This window comes from Nocardia sp. CA-135398, from assembly GCF_050955845.1.
Classification (GTDB): domain Bacteria; phylum Actinomycetota; class Actinomycetes; order Mycobacteriales; family Mycobacteriaceae; genus Nocardia.
In genome coordinates this window covers 6,103,021-6,116,677 of record NZ_CP192084.1, presented here as the reverse complement: position 1 = coordinate 6,116,677, position 13,657 = coordinate 6,103,021, and the positions used below count along the sequence as shown (strand labels likewise).

Below are 13,657 nucleotides of genomic sequence, written 5' to 3'. Positions count from 1 at the left end.
TCTGGAACTCGTGGTGGAAAGTAGCGCCCCCGCCCGGCGGGACGTGTACAAGTGGGGATTCATAACCGCGCTCGGTGTGATCGCCGGATACGGTGCCGTCCTGCTGGCCAATGCCAGGCACTTCTACACCGATGACAGCGAGTCGCAGTACGGCCCGCTGTGGGTGATGCTCGGCCGGTCCCTGCGCGATGGACAATTCCCGGTGCTGGTCCCCGAGCACTGGATGGCGGGTAACTACGCCATCGAGGAGGCGGGCCTGCTGAATCCGCCGCAGCTGTTGATCGATCTGATCGCGCCCTCGGTCGACAACATCGCGCTCTACACCACCGTGGTCAAGCTGATTTTCGCGGTCATCCTCGGGACCGGTGTGTACCGCGTCTGCCTGGAGTACGGGGCGAGGCTGCCGTGGGCCGCCGTTGCGGGCGTGTCGATTCCGTTCACCGGTTGGCTGCTGTTCTTCGACGAGGCCAGTTGGTACACCGCCTTCACCGGTACCGCGTGGCTGGTGCACGCGTGGGCATCCGGCGTGCGCTACGCACGGGGGCGCGGCGGGCCGGTCCCCACCTTCGTTTTCCTGTACCTGGCCATCTCGGTGCAATACATTTTCCCCGCGGTCGAGGCCGGGCTGATGATCGGCGCGGTGGCCGTGGGTGAGGTTGTCTACCAACGCAAATGGCAGCCGTCGCTGCGACTGCTCGCGGTCGCGGGGTGTGCCGCGGTGGCAGGGGTGGCCACCTACCTGCCGAGCATGCTGTCGGCCAAGGTGACCTGGCGCGGTACGGCTCAGATCAATAACGACCAGTTCCTGACCGTGCCGTGGTCGGAATCGCTCAATGCCAGCCTGCCCAGCTCGTTGCCCGCGTACACCTCCTGGTGGGGTTATGTGCAGCCGATGCCGGTGGTCTATATCGCCTGGTTCCTGATCCCGGCGCTGGCCTTCGTCGACTGGCGCAAGGCGCGGGCGTCCTGGCGGGAGTTCAGCGCGATCGCGCTGGTCGCGCTGATGGCGCTGATGTGGACGGCGGGGCCGGGCACCATCGGGCCACTGCGCTGGCCAGCGCGGGTGTTGCCGATGCTGGCCCTTGGACTGTTGGTGCTGGTGTGCGTGCTGCTCGGCCGCTTCGCCACCTTCGACAATTGGCGTGGTCGCGGTATCGCCGCGGGTGTGTTGATCGGGCTGCTGTGGGTGCGGTCGTTCTCGGCGGCGCCGCGCGAGGTCGTCTGGCACGTGGTGGCGGCGGTCGGAATCGCCGTACTGGGCGCGGCGGTCGTGTGGCTCGGGATGAAGAAGAGCATGGCCGCGGCCTGCGCGTTGACAATCGTTTCGGTGTTCCCGATCGCCTTCCTGCAGGTGCATGCGGCGCAGCCGACGCCGATGAGCTGGAACCTGCCCGAACAGCGGTCGCAGATGAAGGCCGCCTTCCCTGAATTTCCGGGCACCACTCTGCAATTGGCCGATCGCGGACTGATCCGGCCGGAGGATCGTTCGTTGCGGGGCGCGTACGGATCGCTGGTCTTCGGTAATTACGCCAAGGATCTGGAGAAGACCTACGTCAGCGGCTATACGCCCAACGGGCACTTCTGGTTCGGTGAAATGCTGTGCATGCGATGGGACACCAGCGTCTGTCCCGACGCCTTCCGGCGGGCCTTCGCGACGGAGCCCGCTACCGGTAGGACGATCGTCGACCTGATGAAGGTGGATCGGGTAGTGCTGCAGAAGGCGCTGTACCCGGACGCGCGCAATCAGCCCGCACCGCCCGGCTGGCAGTGGGTCGACTACCCGGGCCACGAGCAGTACATCGCGGTGCTCGAGCGAGTGGGTGGACTGCTCTCCGCGCAGAACGGCAGGGTCTCGGCGATCTCCGGCGGCACCGCGACATCGGTATCGGAATCGGAGCTGACCAGCCGGGTCCGCGTGAGTTCGGACAACGGTGGCCGCGTGGTCTTCGCGCGGCTGGGCTGGCCGGGCTATCAGGTGACGCTGAACGGCCGGGCGATCCCATTCGACGTGGTCGCGAAAACCTTTGTTGCCGTGGATATTCCGGCTGGCACCAAGAACGGTGACCTGGTGCTGACCTGGCGGCCGCCGGGGTGGAAGATCGGCGGCGTCGCGATCCTGCTCGGGCTGTGCGGAATCGGCGCATTGCAATGGATATTCGTGCGCGGTCGCGAGCGTGACGTGGACGTGGACCGGACCGAACCGCCGGTGACCGCGACGGTCTCGGAACCCGATCTGGCGGGAGCCGCTCGTTGACAGCTGACCAGCAGGCCGAATTCGCGGCGGATCATGCGGGTGCGACCGGTGCCGAGGATCCGGGTCTGCTGCTGCGGTTGGTGCGTCGGCAGGAGATCGCCTTCGCGATGGTCGGTGCGTTCAATACCGCGCTCGGTATGGGGCTGACAGTGCTGTGGCTATCGGTGCTCGGGAGTAATGTGCCGCCCGCGGTCGCGGTGGTCGCCGCCTATGCCGTCAGCATCGTCATCGCGTTCGTGCTGCATCGCACGCTGGTCTTCCGCGTGCGCGGACATATGCTGCGCGATTTCGTTCGCTTCGTGGCGGTCAATTCCGGGGGCCTGCTGATGAATATCGCACTGCTGTCGTTGGCCGTCTCGGTGCTGCATCTGCCGAGTAGACCGTCCGCGGTGGTGGTGATGGGTCTGGTCGCCGTCGCCAGCTTCTTCGGGCATCGCTACATCTCGTTCCACCGGGCGCCCGTGCCCGAATCGCCATCCGCAGGTTCCGGTGCGGAGCGATCCTAGGCGCCGGGTAAGTTATCGATCATGCCGGAGGAAACCGCCTTGGACGCCACCCTGTTGAGTCTGCTCGCCTGCCCGCAGGACAAGGGTCCGCTGCTGTTGGTCCGCGACGACAAGGGCGCCACCGCGCTCTACAACCCGCGCCTGCGCCGCGCCTACCCGATCGAGAACGGCATTCCGGTGCTGCTGATCGATGAGGCCCGCGATGTCACCGACGCCGAGCACGCCGCGTTCACCAGCCAGCACGCCGACGCCTGAGCAACCATCCACGCGGTGGCGCACGATAGCGTGCCACCGCGAATTACCCTGCGGGAGTATCGATTTCGCCGGTGAGATAGCGCTGCAGCGTGGGGGCCACGGCCGCGACCAATTCGGGACTCGGCATCGAGGCCAGCGGTTCTATCTCCAGGATCTTGCGCGCGACCAGCACGCCGATCATCTGTGTTCCCACCAGCGCGACCCGGGCGCGACCGTCATCCTCGGGTTTCGCGATGCGCATGCGTACCCGTTCCAGGACGACATCCAGGACAAATGTCCTGGCCAGCGCGGTATCGCCGCCGGCGAGGATGCTGCGCACCGCCGCGACTATCCCGGGACCAGCGGGGGAATCCCATACCGCGACCACCGAGCCGAGAATGGTTTCGCCGAGCCGATCCAACGGTGCGGCCTCGATCAGGCGCAGTGTCGCCTCTGGATCGATCGGCAACTCGACCACCGCGGCGAACAGCTGCTGTTTGGTCCCGAAATAGTGGTGGACCAGCGCGGGATCGACCCCGGCGTCGGCGGCGACGGCGCGGATCGAGGTCTTGTCGAAACCGATTTCGGCGAAGCGGGCGCGGGCGGCCGCGAGGATGTCCTCGCGCGCGCCCGACCGACCCGGCCGACGACCGGAGCGAGTGCCCCGGTCGCCATTGCTCGTCGGGTCCGACGCGATCTCTTCGGCCGTCACGCGGTCCGCCGTCGTAGCGTGGCCGCGCCCAGGCAGAGCGCGACAATGGCGAATCCGGCGACCACCGCCAGATCGCGCAGCATCTGACCGGTGACATCCGGATGCGTCGAAACCTGTTGCAGCGCATCGACCGCATAGCTCAACGGCATCACATTGCTGATCGCCTCCAGCCAACCGGGCAACTGCCCGCGCGGAACAAGTAAGCCGCACAGGAAGATCTGTGGCGCGACCACCACCGGCATGAACTGCACGGCCTGGAATTCGGTGCGCGCGAAGGCACTTGCCAATAGTCCGAGTGCGACGCCGCAGACCGCATCGACCATGGCGATCACCACCACCCAGGCCGGACTGCCCGCCGAATCCAGCCCGAGCAACCCGAAGGAGACCAGACAGGCCACCGCCGCCTGCGCCGCTGCGGCCACCGAGAACGCGGTGCCGTATCCGGCGAGCAGGTCGAGCTTGGACAGCGGGGTCGTCAGCAGCCGCTCCAGGGTGCCCGAGGTACGTTCGCGCTGCATGGCGATCGCGGTGATCAGGAACATCACGATGAACGGCAGGATGCCGAGCATGCTGATGCCGACACGGTCGAAGATCGGCACCGGGTTCAGAGGGTTGGTCGGAGTGTCCTTGTAGATGAAATAGAGCAGCGCCATTAGAACCGCGGGAACCACGAGAATCATTGCGACAGTGCGATGGTCGTTGCGCAGTTGACGGAGGATGCGTCCGGTTGTCGCGGCATAGGGACGCAGCGTCGGCGTCCGATGGCGCGGTACGAGGGTGGTGGTCATGCCGCACGTCCCATCGTGATCAGGGTGAGGAAGGCTTGTTCGAGGTTCTGCTCACCGGTCTCGGTGCGCAGTTCGTCCGGGCTGAGCTCGGCGAGCAGATCGCCCTCGCGCATCAGCAGCAGTTCGTCGCAGTGTTCGGCCTCGTCCATGACATGGCTGGAGACCAGCAGTGTCGTTCCGTTCGCGGCCAATTCGTGGAATTTCTTCCACAGGTCGACGCGCAGTACGGGATCCAGCCCGACCGTCGGCTCGTCCAGGATCAGCATCTCCGGCTGCGCGACCAGGGCGCAGGCCAGCGAGGCGCGGGTCTTCTGACCGCCGGAGAGTTCGTCGCCGCGCTGATGGGCGTGATCCAGCAGGCCGACGGCGCCGATGGCCTCGTCGGTGTCATCGCGATCGCGGCCGTAGAGCGCGGCATAGTAGGCGACGTTCTCGCGCACGCTGATATCGGAGTAGATGCTCGGCGCCTGGGTCACATAGCCGATCCGGTGCCGCAATTCCGCTGAGCCCGCGGGCAATCCGAGCGCGGAGATCTCGCCGGACGCCACGATCTGGGTGCCGACGATGCTGCGCATGAGCGTGGTCTTACCGCATCCCGACGGTCCGAGCAGTCCGGTAATGGAACCGCGCGGGATGGTCAGCGAGATGTTGTGTAGGACTTCGCGGCCGCCACGGCGCACGGTGAGGTTGCGCACCTCGACGGCGTGGGATGAGTGCAGGTCCGTCATGGGACGCCTCAATTCATCGAGTGTTGAATTCACTGTGTGATGAATTTAGCGCGCTCTGGTCCCGTGGGCAAGACCCGTTAGTGATGATGTGCCGGTGTACCGGCCGACTGACCGGGCTCGACCACGACAAACTGGCCCATCATGCCCTGGTCCTCATGCCAGAGCAGGTGGCAGTGATACATGTACGGCGAATTCGGATCGGCGGGTCCGTCGAACCGCATGGCGAGCTTCGCGGTGGCATTCGGCGGCAGGAAGATGGTGTCCTTCGGCCCGGTCAGCGCGGCGGGCGGCGGTGCGCCGTTCAGTTCGAGGACGCGGAACTGCACATCGTGAATGTGGAAGTTGTGCGGCATGCCGTCGTTGTTGTGCACCGCCCAGGTTTCGGCCGTGCCCCGAGTGACCGTCAGATCTATTCGGTCCATTGCCATCGGACTGCCGTTGATTCCACTCAGATTCAGTTCGAAGTTTCGCTCGCGAACCGAATCCGAGCCGTCCGGTGTGGACGGATATGCCAGTGCCGCAGGCAATTCCGGCGATGGCCGCAATGTCGATGCCGCGCGCAGTTCGAGGATGTCGAAGCTATCGTCTCCGCCCGCGAATCGCTGCGTCCAGAAGCTCAGTCCCGCATCGAGTTTCGTACTGCGCAGCACCGCCCGCTCGCCGGGGCGCACACGAACCACGATCTCGGCGCGTTCGCCCGGCGACAACCGCACCCGATCGAGTACGGCCGGATGTTCGAGTAGCCCGCCGTCGGTGCCGACCAGCGAGAAGCGGCGGTCATCGGCGAAGCCGAAGGTGTAGACCCGCGCCGTCGAAGCATTGAGCAGCCGCAATCGCACGAGCTCATCGTCGACATTCCGGTACGGCGTCAGGGTTCCGTTCACCATGGTCCGGTCACCGAGGAACCCGACGTCGCGAAATATGCCATGCGACGAATCGAGCTGATCGCCACGGAATTTCACATCCTGGACGATGACCGGCAGATCATCGACGCCATAGTTGTTCGGCAGCGAAAGTCCTTCGGACACTTCGTCATCGAGTAGAAACATGCCCGCGAGCCCACGCCGGACGTGCTGTTCGGTCGCGCCGTGCGGATGTGGGTGGTACCAGAGCGTGGCGGCGGGCTGGTCCACGGTCCAATGTGGTGTCCAGGTGCTACCGGGCTGCACCATCTGGTGCGGCCCGCCATCCATCGTCGCGGGCAGATGCATCCCGTGCCAGTGCACCGTCGACTGCTCCGAAAGATTGTTCCGGACTTCGACTTCCACCTTCTCGCCGCGCCGCGCCCGCAGCGTCGGGCCGAGATAGTCCCCGTTGAACCCCCACGTCGCGGTCGCCTGTCCAACCCGGAATTCCCTTTGTCCCGAACGCATTTCGAGCTCGAAGACGCGCGTTCCATCGGCTCGCACCCGGGACTGCGCCAGCGGCGGAATCGCCAGCTCATTGTCGAATTCAGCACTGCCGACAGTGGATACGGACGCACTGCTGTAGACCCACGTGACGCAGCCGCCGACCGATAGCAGCACCACCATCGTGACCGCCGCGAGAACCAGGAGAAACCGCCGCAACCGGTGCGGACGGGAAGTCGAAGACATGCCGCTGACGGTATGGATCACCGGCCCCTGACCACATCCGGGAGCGTCCCCATTTCGCCCCTGATCCGATGTGTGTCCCACGTCACATGGCACGGCTGTCACGTCCATTGGCGGTGCTTTGTCCGATGGTCGTCACCAACCAACAAACCTGCCCCGGTGACAACGACCATGGGAGCAAGCCATGACCACGCATCGGATCGTCGTACTCGGCGCGGGCTACACCGGCATGCTGGCCGCCATCCGGCTGGCCCGGCGGACCCGCAAGCTCGACGTCGAGATAACCCTCGTCAACCCTTCCGCCCGCTTCACCGAACGGCTGCGCATGCACCAGATCGCCGCGGGGCAGGAGTTGGCCGATAACCGGATCCCGGAGATCCTGGCGGGTTCGGGCGTCGAATTCGTCCAGGGCTGGGCGAGTTCCATCGATCCCGAGGCGCAGCGGGTCTACGTCGACGGCGCCGGAACACTGCACTACGACGAGCTGATCTACGCCCTCGGCAGCAGCACCGACACCAGCGTTGTGCCCGGTGCCGCCGATCATGCCTGGACCCTGAACGACCCGCGTACCGCGCACCGTTTCTCCGAACGCCTCGCGGTGGTAGCGGCCGATGCCGGCACCGTCGCGGTCTGCGGCGGCGGTCTGACCGGTATCGAGGCGGCGGCCGAAATCGCCGAGGGCTACCCGGGCCTGCGCGTGACGCTGATCAGCAGCACCGAACCCGGCGCGATGATGGGCGATAAGGCGCGCGCCTACCTGAACAAGGCGCTCGATCGGCTCGGCGTCGTCCGGCAGGTCGGCCAAGCGGTCACCAAGGTACTACCGGACGCGGTCGAACTCGCCGACGGCGAATTGGTTCCGGCCGATCTGACGTTGTGGACCACCGGCGTCCGCGTCTCGCCACTGGCCGCACAGGCTGGCATCGAAACCGATGCGCGCGGGCTCATCGTGGTCGATCCGACCCTGCGGTCGGTTTCGCATCCGAACATTCACGCCATCGGCGACGCCGCCGCGGTGCGCCAGGCCTGGGGCCAGATCCACGGCACCTGCCAGTCCGGTATGCCGACCGCCGCATACGCCGCCGACGCCATCGCGCGGCAGCTGAAGGGCAAGAAGGTCAAGCCATTCCGATTCGGCTACTTCCACCAGCCGGTGAGCTTGGGCCGCAAGGATGCGGTCATCCAATTCACCGAGGCCGACGACACCCCGGGCCGGTTCTACCTGACCGGACGCGCCGCCATCCTGTACAAGGAAGGCGTGAGCAGCAGCCCGGTGCCGAGCTTCGAGCTCAGCAAGAAGATGACCGTCTCGGTTCAGCTGTCCAAAGGCGGCAAAGCCACGCGTCGGCCCGCATGACGGCACAAATCTGCCGCTCGCCGGGAAACCATCGGCGGGCGGTAGATTGTCTTTCGACGACGTGACGATTGTTTTCGGAAGTACAGGGGTAACTCGCCGGGTACGCTCGAGCCTTGCTGCGCACCGTACGCAGGACCCGAACGCGATTCACCCGCACTTGACTTGTATGGCCTGAAATCCGGGGAGGCGGACGAGTCTGATGGTCGACGCAACGTCCACGCAGGATCCGTTCATCGAACACCGGCGGCTGCTGTTTTCCACCGCCTACCGGATGCTGGGAACCGTCACCGATGCCGAGGACATCCTCCAGGACACCTGGCTGAAGTGGAATGAGACCGATCAGTCGACAGTCCAGCATCCCAAGTCGTATCTGGTGCGCACGGTCACCAACCTGTCATTGAATCGGCTCACCTCCGCCAAGGCCAAACGCGAAACATACGTCGGCCCTTGGCTTCCCGAACCCCTGTTGACCTCACCGAATATCGCCGAGGAGACCGAGTTGGCCGACACCGTCTCCACCGCGATGCTGGTGGTCCTGGAGACCTTGAATCCGGTGGAGCGCGCGGTCTTCCTGCTGCGCGAGGTCTTCGGCTACAGCCACGCCGAAATCGCCGACACCCTCGACAAGCCCGAGGCCACCGTCCGGCAGATCGCGCATCGGGCCCGTTCACATGTGCAGTCGCGCCGCCCGCGCTTCGATACCGATAAGGCCGAGCGCACCCACATCACCGAACAGTTCATGGCCGCCTGCGCCGGTGGCGATCTCAACGCGCTGATGAATCTGCTCGCCCCCGATGTCACCTCGTGGTCCGATGGCGGCGGCGTGGTCACCGCGGCCCGGCGTCCGCTGTACGGACCGGATCATGTGGCGCGCTGGGTCCTCGGCGTACTCGCCAAGCCGTCGGTCGCGGGCATCGTCCTCGAGCCCGCGCATATCAATGGCGAACTCGGTGCGCTGGCGCGCATCGACGGCAACCCGGTGGCGGCGTTCACCTACGACATCATCGACGGCCACATCCAGAACCTGCGCTTCCAAGTGAACCCGAGCAAGCTGAAGGGGCTCTACATGGGAACCGACGTCATCGGGTGACCACTCGGCGGGTCAGGCCCGGCATGTTGCTCTACGATCCTGCCGTGACCAGCCAGACCACCGAAACAAACGTGGACGGAGGTCAGGTTCGGGTTTCCACCCTGGAGCTGTTCTTCGATCTCGTCTTCGTCTTCACCATCACCCAGCTCACCCACGTCTTCACCCACCATCCAGGCTGGGAGGCGCTGGCCCAGGTAGTGGTGCTGTTCGGGGTGATCTGGTGGATGTACAGCGGCTACGTCTGGCTCACCAACGAAGTGGCGCCGAGCAATCCGCAGCGCCGCACGCTGCTGCTGATCGGCATGTTCGGCTTCTTCGTACTGGCGCTGGCGATCCCGGACGCGTTCCACGGCACAGGTCTGGCCTTCGGTCTCGGGTACGTCCTGGTCAACACGGTGCACACCGGGCTGTTCTGGGTCAGTGGCGGTACCTCGGCCAGCCAAGCGATCAAACGCATCGCGCCGCTGAATGCCCTCGCGGCAGGGCTCGTGCTCGCGGGCGGATTCGTGCACGACTGGTGGCAATACCTGTGCTGGGGCCTGGCATTCGCGGTGCAGATACTGAGCCCATACCTGGTCGACACCCGCGATTTCGTGGTGCGGGCCAGCCACTTCTGCGAGCGCAACGGGCTGGTGATCATCGTCGCCATCGGTGAATCGGTCGTCGCGATCGGTCTGGGTCTGGCGGGGGAGAAGCTCACCGTGCCGCTGACCGCCACCGTCGCACTGGGACTCTGCTTGGCCTATGTGCTGTGGTGGGCCTATTTCGGAATCGATGACGAGCGCGGCGAGCACGCACTCGCCGCGGTCCCGGCTCGGGAACGCTCACGTCCCGCGGTGCTCGCCTACGGCTATGCGCTCTATCCGCTCTTGATCGGCATCACCGTCACCGCGGCGGGCATCAATATGACCATCGCGCATGGCAATGAACCCGCTTCCATCGCCGCCGCCACCGCACTCTCCGGCGGCGTCGCGCTGTACTTCTTCGGCCAATTCTGTTTCCGGCTCGCCCTCGGTCTGCCGCGCCCGTGGTCGCGACTGCTCGCGGCCGCGGCGGTGGCCACGACCATTCCGATCGGCATCGCATGGTTCGCCTGGGCACAGCTCGCGGTGTTGGTCGCGGTCGGCTACGCCTCGGTGATCATCGACGATCTCGTCACGCTGCGCTCGGGGCAGCACAGTCGCTACGTCTGACTTTCGGGAACAATGGAGAGTCGTGCGCAATGAGGAACTCGCGGTCGAACCCCCCGCCGCGGCTCGCCGACTGCTCGGCTCGACGCTGTGGTCCGGACCGGTCGGCGTGCGAATCGTCGAGGTCGAGGCATATGGCGGCGATCCGGCCGGACCCTGGCCGGATCCGGCATCGCATTCCGGACGCGGGCGGACCAAACGCAATGCGGTGATGTTCGGGCCCGCCGGAGTGCTGTACGTCTACCTCAGCTACGGCATGCATATGTGCGTGAACGTGACCAGCGGACCGGACGGCACGGCCAGTGCGGTACTCATCCGGTCCGGCGAGGTGATCGCAGGGTTGGAGGCGGCTAGGTCGCGACGACCCGCGGCCCGTAGCGACGTCGATTTGGCAAGGGGCCCTGGGAATCTCGGCAGCGCGCTCGGAATCACGCTGAGCGACTACGGAACTCCGCTCTTCGACCCGGCCTCGCCGATCCGGTTGGAGCTGAACGGCGCGATCGACCCCGCCGAGATTTCCGACGGACCGCGCGTCGGGGTCAGCAGCGCGGCGGATGTGCCGTGGCGATTCTGGCTCGCATCACCGGCGGTCTCGGTCTACCGGCGCAGCCCGCGCGCGCCAATCGAAGCGGTATAACGCCAGGTCACAAGAATTTTCGGGGTCAGCGATGAGTTTTCGGAGCGGTGTCCGTCCTATCTGTTGAACGCGCTCCACCCGGTGCGACCGACCCGAAGGAAAGACAGATGACCACCATCGCCCCCGCCGCCCCGACCATCACCACCACCGCCGTTGCCCACCGTCCCGGCAAGAAGATGAATGTAGCGCTCTGGACCGTGCAGATCCTGCTCGCGCTGTTCTTCATCATCGCCTCCGCCGCTCCGAAGCTGCTCGGCGCGCACGCGGCGGTCGAATCCTTCGACACGATCGGTTGGGGCCAGTGGTTCCGCTACTTCACCGGCCTCGTCGAACTCGCTGGCGGCATCGGCCTGCTGGTGCCCCGCCTTACCGGCCCCGCGGCCGTCGGCCTGACCATCACCATGGTCTGCGCCGCCCTGACCCAGGTGTTCCTGCTCGGCGCGGCCGCCCTGGCGCCCTTTCCGCTGGTGCTCGGCGTGGTGTTCGTCTGGATCGCCTGGCAGCGCCGCGACAGCATCATCGCGGTGCGGGAGCTGCTGGCCCGCTGAACATCTGAATAGCGCACACGATCGGCAGACTTCGGTCTGCCGATCGTCCTCGCCTTTACCGAAAATGGTTCGCCGTGCGTGGCGGCGCACGGCGACACTGAGGGGCATGCCGGTCGCGGGGACCGGTGCGGAAAGATGGGGCAGCGTGAGCGAACGAAGTGAGCGAACCATGTGCCAGCGCGCATCGCGCACGCTGGAGCCGAGCGCCAGCGAGGCGGAGGCGTGAGCGGCGACATCATCGACGAATTGACCTGGCGCGGACTGATCGCACAGTCCACCGACCTGGACGCCCTGCGCGCGGCGGTTGCCGCCGGGCCGCTGACTCTCTATGCCGGTTTCGATCCCACCGCGGCCAGCCTGCACGCCGGACATCTGGTCCCGCTGCTGGCGCTGAAGCGGTTCCAGCGTGCGGGCCATCGCCCGATTGTGCTGGCCGGTGGCGCCACCGGGCTCATCGGCGACCCGCGCGACGTGGGTGAGCGCACCATGAATTCGACCGATACCGTCGCGGAATGGGCTGGCCGGATCCGCTCGCAGCTCGAGCGCTTCGTCGACCTCGACGACTCACCCACCGGCGCGATCATCGCCAACAACATGGACTGGACCGGCCAGCTGTCGACCGTGGACTTCCTGCGCGATATCGGCAAGCACTTCTCGGTCAATGTCATGCTGGCCCGCGACACCATCAAGCGCCGCCTGGACGGCGAGGGCATCTCCTACACCGAATTCAGCTACATGCTGCTGCAGGCCAACGACTACCTGCAGCTGCGCCGCAACTACGGCTGCACATTGCAGGTCGGCGGTTCGGATCAGTGGGGCAACATCATCGCGGGCGTCGAGCTGAACCGGCGCGTCGACGGAGCGGCGGTGCACGCGTTGACCGTGCCGCTCGTTACCTCGGCCGACGGTAAGAAGTTCGGCAAGTCGACCGGTGGCGGCAGCCTATGGCTCGATCCGGAAATGACCAGCCCGTACGCCTGGTACCAGTACTTCGTGAATACCGCCGATGCCGATGTCGTGCGGTACCTGCGCTGGTTCACCTTCCTGTCCCGCGACGAGTTGGCCGAGCTGGAGCTGGCCACGGCAGAGCGTCCGCACGCGCGGGAAGCCCAGCGCAAGCTGGCCGAGGAAATGACGAATCTGGTGCACGGCGAGGCGAATACCCGTTCCGTGCAGTTGGCGAGTCAGGCCCTGTTCGGCCGCGCGGATCTGCGTGAACTCGATGAGCCGACCCTGTCGGCGGCCCTGCGCGAAGCCGCGGTCGATGGCACGGTCGCCGAGATCGGGGCCGGTGAACCGAGCACGATCGTCGATCTGTTGGTCGCCTCCGGACTGTCGGAGAGCCGTGGCGCCGCACGTCGGGCGGTGAACGAAGGCGGAGCGTCGGTGAACAACGAGCGGATCTCGGATCTGGAATGGACCCCCGCCGACACCGACTACCTGCACGGACGGTGGTTGGTGCTGCGCCGCGGTAAGCGGAACTTCGCCGGCGTACTGCGGGCAGGCGCATGAAGATCACGTGGCTCGGGTCACATTCGGGTGACCCGAGCCCGTTTTCCGGGCTGCCAGATGGCCTCTGACCTGCGAAATGACATCTGTGTAGTGCGGATTTGACTCGACGTTCTCCGCCGCGTAACTTTGTCCAAGTCAGAGCGACACGGACACCGACCCGGAGCCCAAAGCGCAGCGGAAACGTTGAGCACAGCGGCCTGGGAAACGAGGTAGGACGAGGAGCGCCTGGCGATCAGCATTGCTGGATCGGACGAGCGGACTTGACTCTGCGCGGACGGTTGGCTAGGCTAGGAAAGTTGCCTCAACAAGCCCCCCGAGAGAATCTGGGGTCGAGTTGCGTGCGTGTGTTCTTTGAGAACTCAATAGTGTGTCGATGAATGTCAGTGCCAATAGTTTTATTGGTTCCGGCCCTTTCATACCCCCGTGTGATTGGGTTGGACATTTAGTCAGCAAATATTTTTTGTTGGCGTTTGATTTTGCCAAGGTTTTCGGACTCTGGTTAATTCTTC

Annotated in this window: 13 protein-coding genes; 9 read left to right on the top strand and 4 right to left on the bottom strand. The window is 65.5% G+C overall.

The annotated features are described in order from the left end of the window. Positions 1–13: 13 nt before the first annotated feature. The 3 genes from ACQP1T_RS26985 to ACQP1T_RS26975 are packed head-to-tail and all read left to right on the top strand — an operon-like array spanning position 14 to position 3,015. Entirely contained in the window at positions 14–2,254 is a 2,241-nt protein-coding gene (locus ACQP1T_RS26985) for a hypothetical protein (RefSeq protein WP_433762377.1), read from the top strand. Next, complete coding sequence (locus tag ACQP1T_RS26980; protein ID WP_433755860.1) at positions 2,251–2,760, top strand: GtrA family protein; 510 nt, start codon at positions 2,251–2,253, stop codon at positions 2,758–2,760. The genes ACQP1T_RS26985 and ACQP1T_RS26980 overlap by 4 nt, the downstream gene beginning before the upstream one ends. Before the next feature lie 21 nt (positions 2,761–2,781). Continuing rightward, positions 2,782–3,015: a Trm112 family protein gene (locus tag ACQP1T_RS26975; RefSeq protein ID WP_040689305.1), complete on the top strand. Its 234-nt coding sequence runs from the start codon at positions 2,782–2,784 to the stop codon at positions 3,013–3,015. A gap of 43 nt (positions 3,016–3,058) precedes the next feature. Here ACQP1T_RS26975 and ACQP1T_RS26970 read toward each other — a convergent pair whose 3' ends face one another. The 4 genes from ACQP1T_RS26970 to ACQP1T_RS26955 form a co-directional block, all read right to left on the bottom strand. After that, positions 3,059–3,706: a TetR family transcriptional regulator gene (locus ACQP1T_RS26970; RefSeq protein ID WP_433755859.1), complete on the bottom strand. Its 648-nt coding sequence runs from the start codon at positions 3,704–3,706 to the stop codon at positions 3,059–3,061. Then, the gene (locus ACQP1T_RS26965; protein WP_433755858.1) at positions 3,703–4,494 is read right to left on the bottom strand and encodes an ABC transporter permease; all 792 of its coding nucleotides are present in this window, start codon (positions 4,492–4,494) and stop codon (positions 3,703–3,705) included. Before ACQP1T_RS26965 ends, ACQP1T_RS26970 begins: the two co-directional genes overlap by 4 nt. After that, positions 4,491–5,222 carry an ABC transporter ATP-binding protein gene (locus ACQP1T_RS26960; protein WP_062986672.1) on the bottom strand — a complete coding sequence of 244 codons (732 nt, stop codon included), beginning with the start codon at positions 5,220–5,222 and terminating at the stop codon, positions 4,491–4,493. The genes ACQP1T_RS26965 and ACQP1T_RS26960 overlap by 4 nt, the downstream gene beginning before the upstream one ends. 77 nt (positions 5,223–5,299) lie before the next feature. Continuing rightward, complete coding sequence (locus tag ACQP1T_RS26955) at positions 5,300–6,817, bottom strand: multicopper oxidase family protein (RefSeq protein WP_433755857.1); 1,518 nt, start codon at positions 6,815–6,817, stop codon at positions 5,300–5,302. A gap of 181 nt (positions 6,818–6,998) precedes the next feature. Here ACQP1T_RS26955 and ACQP1T_RS26950 point away from each other — a divergent pair, with 181 nt between their 5' ends. From ACQP1T_RS26950 to tyrS, 6 genes are all read left to right on the top strand, one after another. Then, complete coding sequence (locus ACQP1T_RS26950) at positions 6,999–8,171, top strand: NAD(P)/FAD-dependent oxidoreductase (protein ID WP_433755856.1); 1,173 nt, start codon at positions 6,999–7,001, stop codon at positions 8,169–8,171. 199 nt (positions 8,172–8,370) lie between these two features. Continuing rightward, the gene (locus ACQP1T_RS26945; RefSeq protein WP_433755855.1) at positions 8,371–9,261 is read left to right on the top strand and encodes an RNA polymerase sigma-70 factor; all 891 of its coding nucleotides are present in this window, start codon (positions 8,371–8,373) and stop codon (positions 9,259–9,261) included. Between the two features lie 44 nt (positions 9,262–9,305). Continuing rightward, complete coding sequence (locus tag ACQP1T_RS26940; RefSeq protein ID WP_433755854.1) at positions 9,306–10,454, top strand: low temperature requirement protein A; 1,149 nt, start codon at positions 9,306–9,308, stop codon at positions 10,452–10,454. A gap of 22 nt (positions 10,455–10,476) precedes the next feature. Continuing rightward, complete coding sequence (locus tag ACQP1T_RS26935; RefSeq protein ID WP_433755853.1) at positions 10,477–11,088, top strand: DNA-3-methyladenine glycosylase; 612 nt, start codon at positions 10,477–10,479, stop codon at positions 11,086–11,088. A gap of 107 nt (positions 11,089–11,195) precedes the next feature. Further along, positions 11,196–11,636: a DoxX family protein gene (locus tag ACQP1T_RS26930; protein WP_433755852.1), complete on the top strand. Its 441-nt coding sequence runs from the start codon at positions 11,196–11,198 to the stop codon at positions 11,634–11,636. Between the two features lie 222 nt (positions 11,637–11,858). After that, the gene (gene tyrS / locus ACQP1T_RS26925; protein ID WP_433755851.1) at positions 11,859–13,148 is read left to right on the top strand and encodes a tyrosine--tRNA ligase; all 1,290 of its coding nucleotides are present in this window, start codon (positions 11,859–11,861) and stop codon (positions 13,146–13,148) included. Positions 13,149–13,657 lie beyond the last annotated feature (509 nt).

What these genes read in the sequence shown, in the direction of transcription:
- ACQP1T_RS26945 (WP_433755855.1), top strand. Translation starts at nt 8,371, where the DNA reads ATGGTCGACGCAACGTCCACGCAGGATCCGTTCATCGAACACCGGCGG.
- ACQP1T_RS26965 (WP_433755858.1), bottom strand. Translation starts at nt 4,494, where the DNA reads ATGACCACCACCCTCGTACCGCGCCATCGGACGCCGACGCTGCGTCCC.
- ACQP1T_RS26955 (WP_433755857.1), bottom strand. Translation starts at nt 6,817, where the DNA reads ATGTCTTCGACTTCCCGTCCGCACCGGTTGCGGCGGTTTCTCCTGGTT.
- ACQP1T_RS26975 (WP_040689305.1), top strand. Translation starts at nt 2,782, where the DNA reads ATGCCGGAGGAAACCGCCTTGGACGCCACCCTGTTGAGTCTGCTCGCC.
- ACQP1T_RS26960 (WP_062986672.1), bottom strand. Translation starts at nt 5,222, where the DNA reads ATGACGGACCTGCACTCATCCCACGCCGTCGAGGTGCGCAACCTCACC.
- ACQP1T_RS26930 (WP_433755852.1), top strand. Translation starts at nt 11,196, where the DNA reads ATGACCACCATCGCCCCCGCCGCCCCGACCATCACCACCACCGCCGTT.
- ACQP1T_RS26950 (WP_433755856.1), top strand. Translation starts at nt 6,999, where the DNA reads ATGACCACGCATCGGATCGTCGTACTCGGCGCGGGCTACACCGGCATG.